The following is a 20,196-nucleotide window of genomic DNA, read 5'->3' on the forward strand; positions in this document are numbered from 1 at the left end:
GTAGTGCCGGCCGCTGGCCGGCAACCTGGCATTGCCGGCCAGCGGCCGGAACTACCGGGAGGCGCCTGACCGGCCGGTACATGCGTGGCGCGGCTCTGGTAGATGCCAACCTTGGTTGGCATTGCCGGCCCGCGGCCGGCACGACCGGGCGGGGCGGCTGACCGGCCGGTGAAGCCGTCCGTCGGAAAGGTGGCACCCGACCCCGGAAACCCGGATAATGCACAAAAGCCGGACGGGCCTCCCCGTCCGGCTTTTTCCTTGTCTGGGCCTTCCATCGCCGGCTGCTCCCCGTTTGGAGCCGCCCTCCAGGTGCTGGCCAGCCCCGCCACGGTTCAACCGTCCGCGGCCCCGATGGCCGCAACATATGAGGAGCCCGTCATGGGTCAGTCTGTCGTAGTGCTTGGTGCCCAGTGGGGCGATGAAGGCAAGGGCAAGATCGTCGATCTGCTCACTGAGGAAATCGGCGCCGTGGTGCGCTTCCAGGGCGGCCACAACGCCGGCCACACCCTGGTCATCAACGGCAAGAAGACCGTCCTGCACCTGATTCCGTCGGGCATCCTGCGTGACGATGCGCTGTGCCTGATCGGCAACGGCGTGGTGATCTCGCCGGCCGCGCTGCAGAAGGAAATCGCCGAGCTGGAAGCCTCCGGCGTGGAAGTGCGTTCGCGCCTGAAGATCTCCCCGGCCGCGCCGCTGATCATGCCGTACCACATCGCCCTGGACCAGGCGCGCGAGCGCGCTGCCGGCGGCAAGGCGATCGGCACCACCGGCCGTGGCATCGGTCCGGCCTACGAAGACAAGGTGGCGCGTCGCGGCATCCGCATCGCCGACCTGCATTACCCGAAGCAGCTGGAAGAACTGCTGCGCACCGCCCTGGATTACCACAACTTCGTGCTGACCAAGTATCTGAACACCGATGCGGTCGATTTCCAGAAGACCTTCGACGAAGCGCTGGCCTTCGGCGAATACGTGCAGCCGATGAAGTCCGACGTGGCCGGCATCCTGCACGACCTGCGCAAGCAGGGTAAGCGCGTGCTGTTCGAAGGCGCGCAGGGTGCGCTGCTGGACATCGACCACGGCACCTACCCGTACGTCACCAGCTCCAACACCACTGTTGGTGGTGCGCTGGCCGGTTCCGGCGTCGGCGCCGATTCGATCGACTACGTGCTGGGCATCGCCAAGGCCTACGCCACCCGCGTCGGCGGCGGCCCGTTCCCGACCGAGCTGGACGACGAAGTCGGCCAGGGCATCCGTGACCGCGGTGCCGAGTACGGTGCGTCGACTGGTCGCCCGCGTCGCTGCGGCTGGATGGACATCGTCGCGCTGAAGCGCGCGGTGGCCATCAACGGCATCAGCGGCCTGTGCATCACCAAGCTGGACGTGCTGGATGGCATGGAAAAGCTGAAGGTCTGCATCGCCTACGAATACAACGGCAAGCGCACCGAGTACGCGCCGCTGGACGCGCAGGGCTGGGAAGACTGCACCCCGGTGTACCTGGAGTTCCCGGGCTGGAGCGAGAACACCCACGGCATCACCAACTGGGACGACCTGCCGCCGGCCGCACGCGCCTACCTGCGTTCGCTGGAAGAGCTGGCCGGCTGCCCGATCAGCATCGTCTCCACCGGCCCGGACCGCGACCACACCATGGTCCTGCAGGATCCGTTCGCCTGAGGTGGCGCCGGGCGCTGCCCGGCGTCGGTGACAGGAAGAGCCCCGCGAAAGCGGGGCTTTTTCGTTACTGTGCCGGCACGGCCAGAAGGGAAGTGACTTGATGACCCGGATGTCAGCGTGAAGGGCGTAACGGTGGTGCGGATCACCCTGTGGGTGCTGTGGAGCCTGTGGGCGCTTGCCTGCGCGGTGCTGGTGCTGGGCGCGATCGCCAACCACATGGCCTCACGCACGCAGGTGCTGCCTCTGGTGCTGAGCCCGGGTGCGACGGCCGAGGTCACGGTCTACCGCTTCATTGATGACCAATTGCGGCTGCGCCTGCGTTACGCGGATGACGGTACTTCCACGGCGATCAATCCTGAGGTGCGCCTGCGCGTGGAAACCCCGACAGATCAGACCGACTTCCGCGCCGAAACGCGTTCGGGCGTGCCGGGTTCCGGCATCACCCGCGCGCTCGAATCGGTTGAGCCTGCTGGATTTGCAGCCTCGTACTTCGGTTATGGCCGGGGGGATGCGCTGCCGCGCGGGCGTTCGTGGCTGCGGGTGACCGTTCTGGAGGTCGAGCCCGCGCTGGCGGGACGCGTGGGCACGGTGGAACTGCTGCCACTGATGGACGTACTGAAGCTGACCGATCTGGACTACGTGTGGCTGTGGCCGTTCTTCTTCTGGAAGGTGGCGGCGTTGTTCCTGCTGATTCCGGGCGCTGCCCTGGTGGCATTCACCATCACCTTGCGGCGCTGGCAGCGTCGGGCGTCGATGCCGCCTGTTTCAACAGCGGGTACGGATTGATCGACTCTCCCTTCCACCACTGTTTTTCCGGGCCCAGCACGTGCACTTCAAAATGCAGATGCGGGGCCTGGGCGCTGGCGTTACCGGTGCTGCCCACGTAACCGATCACCTCTCCGCGCTTGATCACCTGCTTCTCCGCCAGGCCATCGGCGTAGCGCTGCAGATGCGCGTAGTAGTAGCACCAGCGCCCGCTGGGCTCGAACTGGTAAATCGTCAAGCCGCCGCGCTCGCTGTCGAACAGTTTTTCCACCGTGCCATCGGCCACCGCCAGCACCGGCGTACCGGCATCGGCCATGATGTCGATGGCATCGTGCACGCGACCCTCGCTTCGGGCATCGCTAAAGGTATCGCGCAGCTGAGAGGGCAGTACGCCCTGCACCGGCAGCAGCAGACCGTCCGGTGCTGCGTCGACGCTGGCTGGCAGCGGCGCGGTCGCCGGCGTTGCCATTACGGTGAACGGTGTTGCAGGCGTGGCCGCCGCCGTGGGTTCAGCGGCATCGCGACGCAGCCACCAGCTCATTCCCACACCCAGCAGAACGCCCAGCACGATCAGCTGCGAAACGCGCATAGGCTCACTCCTGCATGACGACCGGTACCGACGTATCCACGGCTGCAGCCACGCGCAGCACATCCCAGTTGGTCATGCGCACGCAGCCATGCGATTCGGTTTTGCCGACATGGCCGGGTACCGGCGTGCCGTGCAGACCGTAATGCGGCTTGGACAGGTCGATCCAGACCCGCCCGACCGGATTGTTCGGGCCCGGTGGCAGGGTGGCCTTCTTTTCGCCCTTGCGGGCATCCCAGAACAGCTTCGGGTTGTAGTGGAATGGCGGGTCGCGGTAAACGCCCAGGATCTTCCATTCGCCGATCGGCAGCGGGTCGTGCTGGCTGCCCGACGACACCGGCACCTGTGCGATCAGCTTGCCCTGCGCATCCAGCAACTGCAGGGTGGAATCGGATTTGTCGACCACCACCTTGGCCGCCTTCGGCAGCGGCGCCGGGGTGATGTTCGGCACCTGGATGCGGCTGCCGGCCTTGCCCAGGTCGACGCCGGGGTTGAGCGCCTTCAGCAGTTCCGGCGAGGCATGGAAGCGCTCGCCCAGTGATTCCTCGACGCTGCTGTAGCCCAGCGCCTTCAACTTTGCCTGCGCGGAGGGCGTCTTCGGAACGGCGACGAACGGTCCGGCCACGTCCTCGGCGGTCAGCGTGTAGCTGGCCAGCGGCCCAACGGCATCGGCCTGCAGTGCGTTCCAGGTGACGTCGTCCAGCTCTCCGCTCACTGCCAGGCCGTGGGCTGCCTGAAAGCCTGCCACGGCCCGGCGCTGATTGCTGCCGACTTCACCGTCGATCTCGCCCGGGGAGAAATTGGCACGATCCAGAAGCACCTGAGCGTGCAGCGGCGAGCGCGCCGCGGTATCGGGTCCGGCCTTCTCGGCAATGGGCTCCGGCAGCTGGGCCGGCGGCACCTGCGCGAAGGCGGGGGACATCAGCAAGGACAGGGCGAGCAGGGTGGGGCGGTGTACGGGCATGGAGGTCTCCGGCAGATGGCAGCTCCACCCTGCCCGTAGAGGCTGCGCAGCCCCCGTGAAAGCAACCTGATGCCGGCATGAGCAGGGCAGCCCTGGCGTGGCCCGGGCCCTTGTCGCAGAAGCACCGTGCATGGCATCACCAAGGTGAACGGCTGCCGACGCCCGTGCATCTTGCCGATCAAGAATGCCGGCGGCGCGGCCGATAGGGGCGCATCCCCCCGTTTTGGATGTACCGATGAACTACTTGAGGAACGTCAGGGTTTCCTGGCGTCTTGGGCTGGGCTTTGGCCTGTTGCTGCTGCTGGTCGCCGCCGTAGTGGCCACTGGCGCCACCGCCAGTGTCGCGCAGAAGCGCGCGATGCAGCAGGTGGTCGACGTCAGCGTGGCCAAGGTGCGCCTGCTGTCGCAGATGCTCGATGCCAACAATCAGATGATGGTTGTGCGCCGCGAGATGCTGATCCGCCAGGGCGATGACCGCGGCCACGACGAGCAGCGTATCGCCGATCTGGTCAAGCGCTACGAGGCCAGCTGGACCGCCTATCAGGCGCTGCCCAGCGACGCCGACGGCAAGGCCATCGCCGAAACCATCGCCGCCAAGCGTGCCATTGCGCGTCCACTCAACAAGCAGACCAGCGAACTGATGGAGCAGGGCGACTACCCGGGCGCCGTGGCGCTGACCTTGGGCCCGGTGCAGGAAGCGGCCAACGGCTGGAACAAGGCGCTGTCCGATGGCGTGGACTTCGAAGAGAAGGAAAGCCGTGATGCGGCCGCCGAGGCGATCCGCCTGGGTGAGCGCAGCCTGCTGCAGCTGCTGGTGCTGGGCGGCGTCGCGCTGTTGGTGGGCATCGGTGCCTCGGTGATGATCGGCCGCAGCCTGACCGGGCCGCTGGCCCGAGCGGTGAACCTGGCCGAGCGCCTGTCCAAGGGGCAGCTGGACCAGGAGTTCCGCCTCGGCGGCCGCGATGAACTGACCCAGCTGGGTGAAGCCATGGCCAGCGTGCGGCAGAGCGTGCAGGCGGCGATCGGCGCACAGCTGCAGATGGCCGAACAGCACGAGGCCGGCGCAATCCGCTATCGCATGGATGCCAGTGCCTTCCCCGGTGATTTCGGCCGCATGGTGCAGGCCACCAACAGCTTGGTCGAATCGCACGTGCAGGTGGAACTGCTGATGGCTGAAGTGATGCAGCGTTACGCCATCGGTGACCTCAGCCGCGACCTGCCGGACTATCCGGGCGAGAAGGGTACCTTGACCCGCACTCTGGCCGCGGTGAAGCAGAGCCTGATGGCGATCAACACGCAGATCGATGAACTGGCCCGCGCCGCACGCGCCGGTGATTTCAGCATGCGTGGTGATGCCGCTGCGTTCCAGTACCAGTTCAAGGCGATGGTCGAACATCTCAACGGCATGATGGCCAGTTCGCAGGCCAGCATCGCCGATGTTTCCGACGTGCTGCGCGCGATCTCGCACGGTGACCTGACCGCACGCATGGACGGCGAGTACGACGGCGTGTTCGCACGCATGCGCGACGACGCCAACACCACCACCGCTCAGCTGACCGCCATCGTGCGGGGCATCCAGGTGGCTGCCGACAGCATCAACAACGCGGCGCAGGAACTGGCCGCCGGCAACAACGACCTGTCGCGCCGCACCGAGCAGCAGGCGGCGAACCTGGAAGAGGCCGCTGCATCGATGGAGGAGCTGACCTCCACAGTGCGCCAGAATGCCGAACTGGCCCGTCAGGCCGATAGTGAAGCGCATGCCGCCGGTGCTGCGGTGCGCGAGACCGAGCAGGCGATGGCACAGATGGCGTCGGTGATGGGCGAGATCGACCAGTCCTCGGCACGCATCTCGGAAATCTCCACCGTGATCGACGGCATCGCGTTCCAGACCAACATCCTGGCACTGAACGCGGCGGTGGAAGCCGCACGTGCAGGCGAGCAGGGCCGTGGCTTTGCCGTGGTCGCCAGCGAAGTGCGCACGCTCGCGCAGCGTGCCGGTGTCGCCGCCAAGGAGATCAAGGAGCTGATCGAAGACGCCGCTGCCAAGGTGAAGAGCGGCCTGGCAGTGACCGTTGAATCCGAAGCCGCGATCGCGCGCGTGGCACAGGCAAGTTCGCGCACGACCCAGCTGATGAGCGACATCGCCGCAGCCAGCAAGGAGCAGGCGGCCGGCATCGAGCAGGTCAACCAGGTGGTGGTGCAGATGGACCAGGTGACCCAGCAGAACGCCGCGTTGGTGGAAGAAGCCACCGCCGCCAGCCGCGCGCTGGAAGAACAGGCGCATGCGCTGACCACGTCGGTGGCGGTATTCAAGGTGGAAGGCGCGGCGGTCTCTGCTGTGCCCCGTCGCGCAGCCTGAGCGGGCTGCCAGTGCAGTGACAGGAATACGGCCGCCTTGAGCGGCCGTATTTCGCTGGAAGGGCCTCATCTGCTGCTGCAGGCCCGTGCTGACGCGGCCGCAGCCGAAGTTGCCGCATGGATGAGGACGCTCTCCTCCTGACCGACGCTTCAGCCGCGCGCGCGCGTACGCGCAGCTTTCTTCGCCGCCGCCTTGCGCACGGTCTTCTTCGCGGCCCGCGTCTTGGCTGCCTTCTTCGCGGCGGCGCTCCGCGAGGCGGCCGTACCCGCCTTCTTGGCCGCAGCCTTCTTCGCCGTCTTCTTTGCGGCCTTCTTTGTCGCGGTCTTGCGAGCCGGTGCCTTCTTCGCCACCGCCTTCTTCGCCGCCGTCGTCTTGGTTGCGGCCTTCTTTGTGGCCGACTTCCTGGCAGGCGCCTTCTTGGCAGCCTTCTTGCTGGTCGCCTTCTTCGTGCCCTTGCGGGCACTGCCGGCGCGCTTGCCGCCGCCGTCCTGCTTGTTCACGGTGGCCCAGGCAATGCGCTCGGCGGTGCCTTCACTCGCGCCGCGATCACGTTCGCTTTCCTCGATGTGCTCGGCCTGGCGCTTCTGCTTTTCGGTATATGCGGATTTGTCACCGCGGGGCATGACGATTCTCCTGTCGTTGTGGTCAGGCAAGCAGGCGCAGCTTGGGCTCACGCGCCCACTGGCGGGTGGCGGCCGCCGCCAGGAATGCCTTGGCGTCTTCTGCTTCGACGATGCCGGGGTCGTTGCCGACCCGCGCCGCCTTCAGCAGCGCCTGGCCGCCCGCGTCGCTGGCGATGGCCTTCAGGTGTGCCCACGCCTGGCTGACGAACTCAAGGGCGGCGCTCTCTTTCGACAACGCCTTTGATGCCTCTACGCTCAGCACCACGGCCACCGCATCGAACAGGGCCGATGGCGTGCCGGCCAGTTGCCCATCGGCGGCCTGTACGCTGCCGTCACTGAGCGTGGCGCCTCCCACTTTTGGTGCGACCAGCTTCACGTCTGCACCTGCCTTCCGGGCCGCCTTGCTCAGGCTGGCAATCACGCGCGCGTCGGAGCCTTCGTCGAACAGGATGCCGATGCAGCGACCCTGCAGGGTGGGTTTGTTGCGACCGATCACGCGCACTTCCGGGGCCGGCGGCATGTCCCGCACCGGGGTAGCGGTTGGCGCGGGGTCGGGCAGTGCAGGCAGGGCCAGGCCATTGGCCACGCGCTGCGCCAGCATGTCATCGATGTTGCGCAGGTGGCTGACCGTGCGCACCCGCACCTTTAGCGTTTCCACCTTGGACAACTCGAAGACCAGCGCCGATGCCAGGTGCGCCTGTTCCGGTTTTTCCAAGCTGCGGAAGAACATCCGCGCCTGGCTGTAGTGGTCGGCGAAGCTCTCCGCGCGGGTGCGGCCCTTGCGTCCATCGTCGGCGCTGGTGTGGCTGCGGAAGCCGCTCGGGGTCTCGCGCGGTGTGTCGTCCTGCAGCGAGCTGGGATCGTAGGCCACCCGGCCCTTGGGAACCTGCATCTGCATATGCCCGTCGCGCTGGTGATTGGCAAACGGGCACTTGGGTGCATTCACCGGGATCTGGTGGAAGTTCGGCCCGCCCAGCCGGATCAGCTGGGTGTCCAGGTAGGAGAACAGGCGGCCCTGCAGCAGGGGATCATTGCTGAAGTCGATGCCCGGCGGCACGTTGGCCGGGCAGAACGCTACCTGCTCGGTCTCGGCGAAGAAGTTGTCCGGCCAGCGGTCCAGCACCATGCGCCCGATCACCTGCAACGGCACCAGCGATTCGGGAATGATCTTGGTCGGGTCCAGATGATCGAACGGGAATGCGTCGGCCTCTTCTTCCGTGAACAGCTGCACGGCCAGTTCCCATTCGGGGAAATCGCCGCGCTGGATCGCCTCGAACAGGTCGCGGCGGTGGAAATCGTTGTCGGCGGCCTGCAGTTTCAGCGCCTCGTCCCAGATGGTGGACTGCAGCCCCAGCTTCGGCCGCCAGTGGAACTTGACGAAGGTGGAGTTTCCTTTCTCATCCAGCAGGCGGAAGCTGTGGATGCCGAAGCCTTCGATGGTGCGCAGCGAGCGCGGAATCGTGCGGTCGCTCATCGCCCACATGATCATGTGCATCGATTCGGGCATCAGCGAGACGAAATCCCAGAACGTGTCGTGTGCGCTGGCGGCCTGCGGGAACGCGCGGTCCGGTTCCATCTTCACCGCATGGATCAGGTCGGGGAACTTGATCGCGTCCTGGATGAAGAACACCGGAATGTTGTTGCCGACCAGGTCCCAGTTGCCTTCCTTGGTATAGAACTTCACCGCGAAACCGCGCACGTCGCGCGGGGTGTCCACCGAGCCGGCGCCGCCGGCAACGGTGGAGAAGCGGGTGAACACCGGCGTCTTCACCCCGACCTCGGTGAGGATCTTCGCGCGGGTCACCTTGCTCAGCGAGCGGGTGAGTTCGAAGAAGCCGTGGGCGGCCGAACCGCGGGCATGGACGATCCGCTCGGGAATACGCTCGTGGTCGAAGTGGGTGATCTTCTCGCGCAGCAGGAAGTCTTCCAGCAGGGTGGGGCCGCGTGGTCCCTGGCGCAGGGAGTTCTGGTTGTCGGCAACCGGAATGCCCTGGTTGCTGGTCAGGACCGGATGGGCGCCTCCCGCGAGCTGGTGCAGTTCATCGCCCTGGCCGCGGCTGTCACGGTCGGCGGAGGGGGTGGCGGAAGCGCGCTTGCCGGTCGGCTTGCTGGCGGCCATGGAGGATCTCCTGGAGCGGGTAGGGGGGCAGACCCAAACAGTGGCGGCGCCGGCGTTAATGCATGGTCCTGTGGGAGTGAACGCGCAGACAAATCGGCGGCTCGGGTATGCTTGCCACATGCGAGTCGAGCCCGCCGACATCGAAGCCCTGTTCGACGCCATCCCGGATGTGCTGTTCTTCATCAAGGACCTTCAGGGGCGTTACACCCACGTCAACCAGACCATGCTGCGGCGGCTGGGCCTGCGCGCGCGCAAGGACGTGATCGGGCGCACGGCGGCCGAGATCTACCCGACCGGCCTCAGTGCGGACTACGTCGACCAGGATGCCCGCGTGCTGTCCGGCGAGGTGATCGAGAACCTGATGGAGCTGCACCTGTTCGCCAACCGCGAACCGGGCTGGTGCCTGACCTGCAAGCGCCCGCTGGTGGTCGATGGGGCGATCGAGGGCCTGATCGGCATATCCCGCGACCTCGGCCAGAAGGACAGCCTGGGCACCCAGTACGAGCAGCTGCGGCTGGCCTTGGCCCACCTCAATGCGCACTACGCCGAGAACGTGCGCATGCAGACCCTGCTGGACATCACCGGTTTCTCGCTGTCGAAGCTGGAACGCAGTTTCCGCAAGGTGTTCCAGATGACCCCGCAGCAGGTGCTGACCCGGCTGCGGATCCAGATGGCCATGCACCTGCTGCACGGTGACGACAGCATCGCCTGCATCGGCCAGGCCTGCGGTTTCAGCGACCAGAGCGCCTTTACCCGCAAGTTCAAGGCTGAAACCGGTTTCTCGCCGCGCGCCTACCGGGCCCGTATTGGTGGCAACGTCGGCGAGCCGGCGCTGGCCTGAGCCGCCTGCTGCGCTGTGCCTATCCCCGTGGGCACGGGACAGGGTAAGGTGTCGCCCCTGTAGCCCGCCGCCAGCTCCGCCGATGCCCAACTCGATTCCGACCGCTTCGCCGTCCCGCCTCGGACATTCGCTCAAGCCCCGCCAGCTGATCATGATGGGTCTGGGCAGCGCCATCGGCGCCGGCCTCTTCCTCGGCTCGGGCGTGGGTGTGCAGGCGGCCGGCCCGGCGGTGCTGGTGTCGTATCTGGTCGCTGGTGCGCTGGTGATCATCGTGATGAACGCACTGGGCGAGATGGCGGCGGCCAAGCCGACCAGTGGCGCGTTCTCGGTCTATGCCGCTGATGCCATGGGGGCCACCGCCGGCGCCACCGTGGGCTGGCTGTGGTGGGTGCAGCTGGTGATCGTGATCGCCGCCGAGGCGGTAGGCGCGGCCGGGCTTCTGGCCACGGTCTGGCCGGCAATACCGGTACCGATGGCGGCGCTGGCCTTCATGCTGTTCTTCACCGCGATCAACCTGCTCGGGGTGAAGAACTTCGGCGAGTTCGAATTCTGGTTCGCCATCCTCAAGGTGGCGGCGATCCTGGCCTTCATCGCCATCGGTGTGGCGCTGCTGATGGGCTGGCTGCCGCAGGTGACTTCGCCGGGCCTGAGCAACTTCACCGAACACGGTGGCTTCGCACCGAAGGGCCTGGCCGGGATCGGTGCGGCGCTGCTGGTTGTCGTTTTTGCCTTTGGCGGTACCGAGATTGTGGCCGTGGCGGCGGCCGAAACCGAAGATCCCGAGCGCAGCATCGCCCGTGCCATCCGCACCGTGGCCTGGCGCATCCTGGTGTTCTACATCGGCTCGCTGAGCGTGATCATCGCCGTGGTGCCATGGACCAGCGAGGCACTGAAGTCGCCGTTCGCCGCCGTGCTGGATATCGCCCGCATCCCGGGCGCGGGTACGGCGATCACCCTGATCGCTGTGATCGCGCTGCTGTCGGCGCTCAATGCCAACCTCTACGGTGCCTCGCGCATGATGTATTCGCTGGCGCAGCGCCGCGAAGCGCCGGCCGTGTTGGGCTGGACGGATCCGCGCCAGGTGCCGGTGATCGCCGTGCTGGCCAGCGTGCTGTTCGGCTTTGCCGCCACGGTGATGGAGCTGCTGTTCCCGGACCGGGTGCTGCCGGTGCTGCTGAACATCGTCGGTTCCACCTGCCTGCTGGTGTGGACGCTGTCGCTGGTGTCGCAGCTGGTGCTGCGCCGCCGCGCGGATCGCCTGGGTACCCGCCTGCCGTTCCGCATGGCCGGCTTCCCGTGGCTGACCTGCTGCGCGCTGGCGATTCTGGCACTGATCTTCGGCCTGCTGCTGAGCGAGTCGCACACCCGCCTGCAGTTCCTGTCGATGGTGGCACTGACTGCCACGATCGCCGCCAGCAGCGCCATCGCCCGGCGCATGCGCGAGGCGTGACTGAAGCTGCCGGCCAGCGGCCGGCACTACCACGGGGGCTGCACATCTGCCGTGCCATCCTGATTGTGTGGGCCGTCAGCGGCCCGTCGACCAGGAGTACCGCATGCTGCGCAGCCGCCCCTTCCTGATGTTCACCGGCCAGGCCGAAGCGGCCCTGGCTCTGTATGCGGAGGCCTTCGCCGATTTCCGCCTGCTGGCAATGCAGCGCCATCCGGACGGCGCCGGTGCTGGCGTGCCCGGGCAGGTGCGCCAGGCTATCTTCCTGCTCGGTGGAACCCACTACCTGTGCTTCGACAGCCTGGACGTGCACGATTTCACCTTCTCGCCGTCGATCTCGTTGTTCGTGGAGTGCTCCGGCGCCGAACAGTTCGAACGTGCCGCACGCGTACTGGGCGAAGGCGGCCATTGGTTGATGCCGGTGGGTGACTACGATTTCAGCAACCGCTACGGCTGGGTGCAGGACCGCTTCGGTGTGTCGTGGCAGTTGAGCCTGGGGCAGATGCCGGATCCGTGATCGGATGTTGGTGGGTGTGGACCTTGGTCCACACGCGCTTATGAAAACGGCCCGCTTGCGCGGGCCGTTCTGTTTACCGATGCAGCGAGGAATCACGCCTCGACTTCATCATCCTTGTAGGCATCGACCGGAATGCAGGCGCACATCACGTTCTTGTCGCCGTACACGTTGTCCACGCGTGCCACCGGCGGCCAGTACTTCTGCAGCTTCAGGCTCGGCAGCGGGAACGCAGCCAGTTCACGCGGGTAGGCGTGGGTCCACTCGCTCGCGGTCACTGCGGTGGCAGTGTGCGGTGCGTTCTTCAGCGGGTTGTCCTCGCGGTCCAGGCGGCCGTCTTCGATCGCGGTGATCTCCTCGCGGATCTGGATCATCGCGTCGATGAAGCGGTCCAGCTCGTGCAGCGACTCGCTCTCGGTCGGTTCGACCATCAGCGTGCCGGCCACGGGGAAGCTCAGGGTCGGGGCGTGGAAGCCGAAGTCGATCAGGCGCTTGGCCACGTCCTCGGCGCCGATGCCGCTGGTCTTCTCCAGCGGGCGCACGTCCAGGATGCACTCGTGTGCCACCAGACCGTTGCGGCCGGTGTACAGGGTCTTGAAGTGCGGGGCCAGGCGCTTGGCGATGTAGTTGGCGTTGAGCTGCGCGACCTGGGTGGCCCTGCGCAGGCCGTCGCGGCCCATCATCGCGATGTACATCCAGCTGATCGGCAGGATCGAGGCGCTGCCGAAGCTGGCCGCGCTGACCATGCCGACCGGGCCGTTGTCACCCAGCTTGCCCGGCAGGAACGGGGCCAGGTGCTCCTTGACCGCGCACGGGCCGACGCCCGGGCCGCCACCGCCGTGCGGGATACAGAAGGTCTTGTGCAGGTTCAGGTGCGAAACGTCCGAACCCCACTTGCCCGGCTTGGCCACGCCGACCAGGGCGTTCATGTTGGCGCCGTCGGTGTACACCTGGCCGCCGTGCTTGTGGATGATCTCGCAGATCTCCACCACCTCTTCCTCGAACACGCCGTGCGTGGACGGGTAGGTCATCATGATCGCGGCCAGGCGGTCGCTGTATTTCTCGGCGTTGAGGCGGATGTCCTCGACGTCGACGTTGCCGTTGGCATCGGTCTTGGTCACCACCACCTTCATGCCGCACATCTGCGCCGAGGCCGGGTTGGTGCCGTGCGCCGAATCCGGAATCAGGCAGATGTCACGATGCCCTTCGCCGCGCGAGCGGTGGTAGGCGCGGATCGCCAGCAGGCCGGCGTATTCGCCCTGTGCGCCGGAGTTCGGCTGCAGGCTGACTGCGTCGTAGCCGGTGCACTCCACCAGCATCGCTTCCAGCGAGTCGATCAGTTCCTTGTAGCCCAGCGCCTGGTCGGCCGGCACCAGCGGATGGATCTGCGAGAACTCCGGCCAGGTCACCGGGATCATCTCGGCGGTGGCGTTGAGCTTCATGGTGCACGAGCCCAGCGGGATCATCGTGCGGTCCATCGCCAGGTCCTTGTCGGCCAGCGAACGCAGGTAGCGCAGCAGTTCGTGCTCGCTGTGGTGGGTGTTGAACACCGGATGGGTCAGGAACGCGGACTGGCGCAGCAGGCCGGCCGGCAACGCGTCGGCGGTGCTGGCATCCAGTGCGTCGACGTCCAGCGAGGCACCGAACACGGCAGCCACGGCGACGATGTCGGCGCGGGTGGTGGTCTCGTCCAGGCTGATGCCGACCGAGTCGCTGTCGATCGCGCGCAGGTTGTAACCGGCGGCGCGGGCCTTGGCGTGGATTTCATCGGCATGCACGCCGGTGACATGCAGGGTGTCGAAGAAGTCACCACCGACCTGCACGCCGGCGTTGCGCAGCGCGGCGGCCAGGATCGAGGCCAGGCGATGGGTGCGGCGGGCGATGCGGGTCAGGCCGTCCGGGCCGTGGTACACGGCGTACATCGAGGCCATCACCGCCAGCAGCACCTGTGCGGTGCAGATGTTGGACGTGGCCTTCTCGCGGCGGATGTGCTGCTCGCGGGTCTGCAGGGTCAGGCGGTAGGCCGGGTTGCCCTGGGCATCGACCGAGACGCCGATCAGGCGGCCCGGCATCGAGCGCTTGTAGGCATCACGGCAGGCCATGAAGGCAGCGTGCGGGCCGCCGAAGCCGAACGGCACGCCGAAACGCTGGCTGTTGCCGACCACGATGTCCGCGCCCCATTCGCCCGGAGCGGTCAGCAGGGTCAGGGCCAGCAGGTCGGTGGCCACGGCCACCAGGCCGCCGCGTGCGTGCACGGCATCGACCAGCGCCTTGTAGTCGCCGACCTGGCCGAAGGTGTCCGGGTACTGCAGCAGCAGGCCGAAGGCTTCCGCTTCCAGTGCTTCGGCCGGGGTGCCCACGCGCAGCACGATGCCCATCGGTTCGGCGCGCGTGCGCAGCAGTTCCAGGGTCTGCGGATGCACGGCGTCGTGCACGAAGAAGGTGTCCGACTTCGACTTGGCCGAACGCTTGGCCAGGGTCATCGCTTCGGCCGCGGCAGTGGCTTCGTCCAGCAGCGAGGCGTTGGCGATTTCCATGCCGGTGAGGTCGGCGCACAGGGTCTGGAAGTTGATCAGCGCTTCCATGCGGCCCTGCGAGATTTCCGCCTGGTACGGGGTGTAGGCGGTGTACCAGGCCGGGTTTTCCAGGATATTGCGCAGGATCACGTTCGGCGTGTGGGTACCGTAGTAGCCCTGGCCGATGAAGCTGCGCAGCACGGTGTTCTTGTCGGCGATCGCACGGATCTTCGCCAGGGCCTGCACTTCGGTCATCGACTCCGGCAGTGCCAGCGGCGCCGGCGACTTGATCTTGGCCGGTACGATGGCATCGGTCATCGCATCCAGCGACGCGTGGCCGACGACGTCGAGCATCTGCGCGATCTCGGCGTCGTTGGGGCCGATGTGGCGCTCGACGAACGCATTGTGGTGCTCGAGCTCACGCAGGGAAGGGGTGTTCTGGGACATGGCGAAGGATCCGTCAGGAAAGGGCACACGCACGGGCACAAGCCGCCGGTCGGCGGTCTGCTGGGCGCCCCTCTGTCCTTTTGCCTGAGAGTTTAAAAGCGCGGCGGACCGCAGCTTCGTGCCCCTTCGGCGCCGGATCGAACCGGTCTCTCCAGAGTTCTGTTGCGGGTGGTATCGGGCCTGAGCGATTACGGGCGTTGCGCCTTCGGCAGCGGTGTTCCGCTTCTCCCACCGTGTTGCCCGCTGATTATAGCCCGTTGCGGGCCCGCCGGCCGCCTCCAGGCATGGCTACCGCGCCTGAATGGCCGATGGCCCGGCCGTGCGTTTTGTGCACCGCTGCATGGCATCGGTCGCGATCCCCACCTATGATGGGCGGATACCCGAATTCATCTGGCGCCGTCCCTGCAGAAGGGGGACCGGCGCCCGCCGTGCGTGCCACGCATGGCCCTGCCGGACGCCTTCCCCATGACCGCCGCTGTTGCTCCCTCCACCCGCCGCATGGCCCTGCTGCTCGCCGGTCTGGCCATGTTCGGTCCGTTCTCGATCGACACCATCTTCCCGGCGTTCCCGCAGCTGGCCCAGCGCCTGGCGGTGGACGAAGTGGCGGTGCAGCAGACCATCAGCGTGTACCTGCTGTTCTACGGCCTGATGAGCCTGGCGCACGGCCCGCTGTCCGATGCCTGGGGCCGCAAGTGGGTGATCCTCGGTGGCCTGGTGGTGTTCGTCGGCGCTTCGGTTGGCTGTGCGCTGTCCACCGACCTGACCACGCTGCTTGCGTTCCGCGCGCTGCAGGGCCTGTCGGCGGGTGTCGGCATGATCGTTGGCCGCGCGGTGATCCGCGATCTCTACCATGGCCACGACGCGCAGCGCCTGATGAGCCAGGTGTCGATGCTGTTCGGCATCGCCCCGGCCATCGCCCCGATCATCGGTGGCTGGATCCTGCTCAGTGGCGCCGGCTGGCCGCTGATCTTCTGGTTCCTGGTGGTGTTCGGGCTGGTCCTGCTGGCGGCCACTGCACGCTACCTGCCGGAGACCCATCCGGTTGAAGCGCGCGTGCCGTTGTCGCCGCGCACGTTGATGCGTGATTACCTGCGCATCGGCTTCAACCCGCGCTTCCTGCGCCTGGCGCTGGCCGGCAGCATCGGCTTCGGTGGCATCTTCCTGTACATCTCCTCGGCGCCGGTGTTCGTGATGCAGCACCTGCATCTGGGCGAAGGCGGCTTCGCCTGGCTGTTCATCCCCACCATCGGCGGCATGACCACCGGCTCGTTCCTGTCCGGGCGCATGGCCGGGCACACCACGCCTACCCGCCAGGTCGCCATCGGTTTCGGCCTGTGCGCGCTGTCGGTGCTGTTGAACGTCGGCTACGTGGCGCTGGCCCCGCAGTTCGTGCTGCCGTGGGCGGTGCTGCCGATCTTCCTGGGCGGCATGGGCATGGCGCTGATTTTCCCGATCCTGGCGCTGGCGGTGCTGGACATGTACCCGCACCAGCGCGGCCTGGCCTCGTCGCTGCAGGCCTTCGTGCAGCTGATGATCAGCACCGTGGTGGCCGGCGTGGTATCGCCGCTGCTGAGCGCCAGCCCGCTGCACCTGGCGTTGGGCCAGGCTGCGTTCTTCGGTGCAGGTTTCGTGTTCTGGTACTGGGAACACCAGCGTGAACGCGCGGCGCAGGCAGTCTGCACGGGTCACTGAGCAGCGTGCAGGGGTAGGGCAGGCCGCGACGCCGGCAGCGCTTGCGACGGGAAACCACCGGATTAGGCTGGGCACTCCAGCCAGCCGGTGCACGGGTGCACGACAGCCAGCCAATCCGATGTCGTTGCATGAGGTTCCTCCATGGCTGCGCAGCAGACCTACCGCCTGTTCGAGGTGGCGCTGAAGGAGCGCCGCGTTCTCTCCCCTTCCCTGGACCGCATGGTGTTCACTGGCGCCGACGTGGCGCGGATGAAGACCGAAGGCCCGGACCAGCGGATCAAGGTGTTCTTCCCCTTGCCCGGCCAGGACCTGCCGCAGGTCCCCAGCGGCGAGGACTGGTATCCACGCTACCGGGCCCTGCCGGACGATCAGCGCCCGCCGATGCGCACCTACACCATCCGCCAGCTGCGCGCCGAGCAGGGCGAGGTCGACGTCGATTTTGTCGTCCACGGGGTTACCGGACCCGCTTCGCGCTGGGCCATGCATGCACGGCCGGGCGATCGCGTGGTGTTGCTGGCCCCGGATGCCGACTGTGCCGAGAGCAGCGAAGGCTGGGAGTGGAAGCCACCGGCCGGTGTCGGCCAGGTACTGCTGGTGGCCGATGAAACGGCGTTGCCTGCGGTGGCGGGCATCCTCGAAGAGCTGGCGGCCATGCCTGATCCGCCGCGCACGCTGGCGTTGCTGGAAGTGGCCCAGGCCGGCGATGCGGTGCCGTTGAAAGCGCCGGGCACCGCCGAGCTGGTATGGTTGCCGCGTGGGCAGGCCGCCTATGGCCAGCCGCTGCTGCAGGCGGTCCAGGAACGGCTGTCAGCGACCTCGAGCGTGGCTGCTGGCGATGCGCTGGAGGAGATCGACGTCGATACGCAGATCCTCTGGGAGCAGGCCGACACCTGCGTGGCCGGGCCGCTGTACGCCTGGGTGGCTGGCGAGGCGGGGGCGGTGATGGCGATCCGCCGCCACCTGGTGCGCGATTGCGGGCTGGACCGTCGCGCGATCACTTTCATGGGGTACTGGCGGCACGGCAAGGTGCTGGACTGACCGTCCTGGATCGAGCACGCGTGAAGCAGCGCTGCGGGCGGGGTGCGCTATCCTTGCGCCCCCCTTCGCAGCGGTACCGCACCATGTCCACCAGCTCCAAGACCCGCCGCGACCAGCGCCGTCGCCAGGAAAAGCAGGCCGCCAACAAGGCCGCTGCCCAGGCCTCGCCGGTGGAGCCGCATGCCGAACTGCGCGACGCGCAGCGCACCCTGCTGGCCGGTGTCGTGCGCCGTGATGGCGAATGGGTGCTGGGCATGGATGGTCGCATCGCGGGCCACAGCGAGAGTGCTGCGCAGGTGCTGGCGCTGATCATGCAGGCCGGTGAACTGCACGAGCGCAACGGCACGCCGGTGCGCCTGATGTACTCCGATGCGCTGCGCGACGCCGCGCAGGCCGAAGCAAAGGAGAAGGGCCAGACCTTCGAGGAATTCAAGGCCGAGCTGGCCGCAGCGATGGCCGCGAAGAAGAACAGCTGACAGGCCTTTCGGTAGGGCCGGCCGCTGGCCGGCTGCCCGTTGGGTCTTCATCGCGTAGTTGCCGGCCAGCGGCCGGCACTACCGGAAAGGGGCGGGTCCTCGCGGACCCGCCCCTTTTCTCATTTCGCCGCCGGGGCCGCGTTGGCCTGCCAGCCGCACATCTGGCCTTCGTTCTGCTGCTTCAGCCACTCGTTGACCGGGGTGAAGTACTCGATCATCGGGCCCGCATCGAGCTTGTCGGTACCGGTCAGCTCCTTCAGCGTGGCCTGCCACGGCTGGCTGGCACCCTTGCTCAGCATCGCCCAGTACTTCTGGCCGGCTTCCTTGTTGCCGTAGAAGGTGCACTCATGCAGCGGGCCCTTGTAGCCGGACGCGTCGCACAGGCCCTTGTAGAACTGGAACTGCAGGATGCGCGCCAGGAAGTAGCGGGTATACGGGGTGTTGCCCGGCACGTGGTACTTCGCGCCCGGATCGAAGAACTCTTCGCCACGGGTGCTGGCCGGCGCCACGCCCTGGTACTTGGCCTTCAGGTCCCACCACGCCTTGTTGTAGTTGTCGGCGGTGATCGAGCCATCGAACACGCCCCAGCGCCAGCGGTCGATCATCAGCCCGAACGGCAGGAACGACACGCCCGACAGCGCCATGCGCATCTGGTTGTTGATGACCGCTTCGCGGCTTTCGGTCGGCGCGTCGACCAGGCCGATCGAGCTGAGGTACTTGGGCGTCATCGCCAGCACGATGGTGTCGCCGATCGCCTCATGGAAGCCATCGTTGGCACCGCCCTGGAACAGCGGAGGAAGCGGGTTGTAGGCCAGGTCGTAATAGATGTGGCCCAGCTCGTGGTAGATGGTGGTGAAGTTCTCTTCGTTCGGCTTGATGCACATCTTGGTGCGCACGTCGCCTTCCATGTTCATGTCCCAGGCGCTGGCGTGGCAGACCACGTCGCGGTCATCGGGCTTGATGAACTGGGTCTTTTCCCAATACGACTGCGGCAGCGACGGCATGCCCAGCGACACGTAGAAGTCCTGTGCGCGCTCGGTCATCTGCTTGGCGGTACGCAGTTCGGCCTCGCGCTGTGCCTTGTACTGCGCCGCTACGTTGGCATCCTTGCCGGCCTTGGCCAGCGCCGCGCTCAGGTTGGTCTGGTACTGCTTTTCCAGCGCTGCGGTGATGTCCAGGCTGCCGGCACCCGGGTACGGTTCCAGCTGGTCCCACAGGTTCGACCAGTCCTGCTGCCACATGTTGCCGAGCAGGTGTGCGGCGATCAGGCCGTTGCCCACTTCGGCCTTGTCCTTGCCGTAGGTCTTGTCCAGCTTGCCGCGTGCGTAGCAGTGCAGCTGCTCGTACATCGGCTTGACCTGTTCCCACAGGCGATCGGTTTCCGGGCCGATCTGCTCCGGCGGCATGTCGTAGCCGCTGCGCCACATCTGGCCGGCATCGGTGAAGCCCATGCCCTTGGCACCTTCGTTCACCAGGCCGACAAACTTCTGGTAGTCGCCGCGCATGCTCTTGGTGGTGCTGTGCCAGCCCTGCCAGGCGTCGAGCTGCTTGTCGTAATCGCGGCTGCGCGCCAGCACCTGCTCCAGCTCGCCCAGCTGGCGGCAGGAGTTGGGATCGTTGGCATCGGTGCAGTACTTGCCAGCGCCGTAGCTGCCTTCCATGCGGGTGGCGATCTGGGTCAGCTCGGCCAGCTTGGCCGGGTCACGCGGTGCCGGCATCGAGGACATCAGCTTCAGCAGGTGGATTGCGCGCTTGCTGTCCTCGCTCATCGGCTTGCCGTCGAACTTGGCGGCCTGTTCGATCCAGCTGTTGAGCTGGGTCAGCGAGCGCTCGTTGGCCTTGGCCGCGATGCGTTCCGAATCACTGTTGATGTAGGTGGAAGACAGCCACTGCGCCGAGGTCATCTCCGGGTAGGCGGCCTTGAATTCGGCATTGATGCGGGCCACGAACTGGTCGGCGGTTTCGCCGGCCGGGGCGCTGCTGCTGGCGGTATCGGCGCCTGGGGCGGCTTCCTTCTTGCAGGCGGCCAGGGCCAGCGTGGCGGCGGCGATTGCCGAGGCCAGCAGGAGATGACGGTGTTTCACGGGCGGTCCTTGGGTGGTGAACGACGGCCGAAGGCTAGTGGGCCGTCGCTGCCA

General features: G+C 66.9%; 15 protein-coding genes, 1 pseudogene and 1 riboswitch. Of the genes and pseudogenes, 10 read left to right on the plus strand and 6 right to left on the minus strand.

Going from position 1 to position 20,196, the window contains the following annotated elements; translation table 11 throughout:
- Positions 1-378 precede the first annotated feature (378 nt).
- Both V3B46_RS18610 and V3B46_RS18615 read left to right on the plus strand, forming a co-directional pair.
- Entirely contained in the window at positions 379-1,671 is a 1,293-nt protein-coding gene (locus tag V3B46_RS18610; RefSeq protein WP_014038120.1) for an adenylosuccinate synthase, read from the plus strand.
- Positions 1,672-1,788: 117 nt separating this feature from the next.
- Positions 1,789-2,457, plus strand: a complete 669-nt coding sequence (locus V3B46_RS18615) for a hypothetical protein (protein ID WP_329892588.1) — start codon at positions 1,789-1,791, stop codon at positions 2,455-2,457.
- Here the strand turns inward: V3B46_RS18615 and V3B46_RS18620 are convergent.
- The gene (locus V3B46_RS18620; RefSeq protein ID WP_329892589.1) at positions 2,393-3,025 is read right to left on the minus strand and encodes a M23 family metallopeptidase; all 633 of its coding nucleotides are present in this window, start codon (positions 3,023-3,025) and stop codon (positions 2,393-2,395) included. The two genes, V3B46_RS18615 and V3B46_RS18620, sit on opposite strands and share 65 nt — an antisense overlap.
- A gap of 4 nt (positions 3,026-3,029) precedes the next feature.
- Positions 3,030-3,986, minus strand: a complete 957-nt coding sequence (locus V3B46_RS18625) for a L,D-transpeptidase family protein (RefSeq protein ID WP_329892590.1) — start codon at positions 3,984-3,986, stop codon at positions 3,030-3,032.
- Positions 3,987-4,221: 235 nt separating this feature from the next.
- Between V3B46_RS18625 and V3B46_RS18630 the strand changes: the two genes are divergently transcribed.
- Both V3B46_RS18630 and V3B46_RS18635 read left to right on the plus strand, forming a co-directional pair.
- Positions 4,222-6,345, plus strand: coding sequence for a methyl-accepting chemotaxis protein (locus V3B46_RS18630; RefSeq protein ID WP_329892591.1), 2,124 nt, complete (start codon positions 4,222-4,224; stop codon positions 6,343-6,345).
- 48 nt (positions 6,346-6,393) lie between these two features.
- Positions 6,394-6,486, plus strand: a pseudogene (locus V3B46_RS18635) (alpha/beta fold hydrolase); the annotation flags it as partial.
- A gap of 8 nt (positions 6,487-6,494) precedes the next feature.
- On the opposite strand, the gene V3B46_RS18640 reads toward V3B46_RS18635, so the two are convergent.
- Entirely contained in the window at positions 6,495-6,968 is a 474-nt protein-coding gene (locus tag V3B46_RS18640; protein ID WP_329892592.1) for a hypothetical protein, read from the minus strand.
- A 22-nt stretch (positions 6,969-6,990) separates the two neighbouring features.
- Complete coding sequence (locus V3B46_RS18645; RefSeq protein WP_329892593.1) at positions 6,991-9,087, minus strand: catalase; 2,097 nt, start codon at positions 9,085-9,087, stop codon at positions 6,991-6,993.
- Between the two features lie 118 nt (positions 9,088-9,205).
- On the opposite strand from V3B46_RS18645, the gene V3B46_RS18650 reads away from it, so the two are divergent.
- The 3 genes from V3B46_RS18650 (at position 9,206) to V3B46_RS18660 (ending at position 11,892) form a co-directional block, all read left to right on the plus strand.
- Complete coding sequence (locus tag V3B46_RS18650; protein ID WP_032127825.1) at positions 9,206-9,928, plus strand: AraC family transcriptional regulator; 723 nt, start codon at positions 9,206-9,208, stop codon at positions 9,926-9,928.
- 82 nt (positions 9,929-10,010) lie between these two features.
- Positions 10,011-11,378, plus strand: coding sequence for an amino acid permease (locus V3B46_RS18655; RefSeq protein WP_014038111.1), 1,368 nt, complete (start codon positions 10,011-10,013; stop codon positions 11,376-11,378).
- 103 nt (positions 11,379-11,481) lie between these two features.
- A complete protein-coding gene (locus tag V3B46_RS18660; RefSeq protein WP_005410627.1) occupies positions 11,482-11,892 on the plus strand; it encodes a VOC family protein in 411 nt (136 codons plus the stop codon).
- A 92-nt stretch (positions 11,893-11,984) separates the two neighbouring features.
- Here V3B46_RS18660 and gcvP read toward each other — a convergent pair whose 3' ends face one another.
- Positions 11,985-14,852, minus strand: coding sequence for an aminomethyl-transferring glycine dehydrogenase (gene gcvP / locus V3B46_RS18665; protein WP_329892594.1), 2,868 nt, complete (start codon positions 14,850-14,852; stop codon positions 11,985-11,987).
- Between the two features lie 62 nt (positions 14,853-14,914).
- Positions 14,915-15,017: riboswitch (glycine riboswitch) on the minus strand.
- Positions 15,018-15,317: 300 nt separating this feature from the next.
- Here gcvP and V3B46_RS18670 point away from each other — a divergent pair.
- From V3B46_RS18670 to V3B46_RS18680, 3 genes are all read left to right on the plus strand, one after another.
- Positions 15,318-16,544, plus strand: a complete 1,227-nt coding sequence (locus V3B46_RS18670) for a multidrug effflux MFS transporter (protein ID WP_049421272.1) — start codon at positions 15,318-15,320, stop codon at positions 16,542-16,544.
- A 141-nt stretch (positions 16,545-16,685) separates the two neighbouring features.
- Complete coding sequence (locus V3B46_RS18675) at positions 16,686-17,582, plus strand: siderophore-interacting protein (RefSeq protein ID WP_154353146.1); 897 nt, start codon at positions 16,686-16,688, stop codon at positions 17,580-17,582.
- Positions 17,583-17,665: 83 nt separating this feature from the next.
- Positions 17,666-18,058, plus strand: coding sequence for a hypothetical protein (locus V3B46_RS18680; RefSeq protein WP_008265644.1), 393 nt, complete (start codon positions 17,666-17,668; stop codon positions 18,056-18,058).
- Between the two features lie 119 nt (positions 18,059-18,177).
- On the opposite strand, the gene V3B46_RS18685 is transcribed toward V3B46_RS18680, so the two are convergent.
- Complete coding sequence (locus V3B46_RS18685; protein ID WP_329892595.1) at positions 18,178-20,142, minus strand: M2 family metallopeptidase; 1,965 nt, start codon at positions 20,140-20,142, stop codon at positions 18,178-18,180.
- Positions 20,143-20,196: the final 54 nt, after the last annotated feature.

Source organism: Stenotrophomonas sp. SMYL11 (genome assembly GCF_036320005.1).
GTDB classification, from domain to species: Bacteria; Pseudomonadota; Gammaproteobacteria; order Xanthomonadales; family Xanthomonadaceae; genus Stenotrophomonas; species Stenotrophomonas maltophilia_A.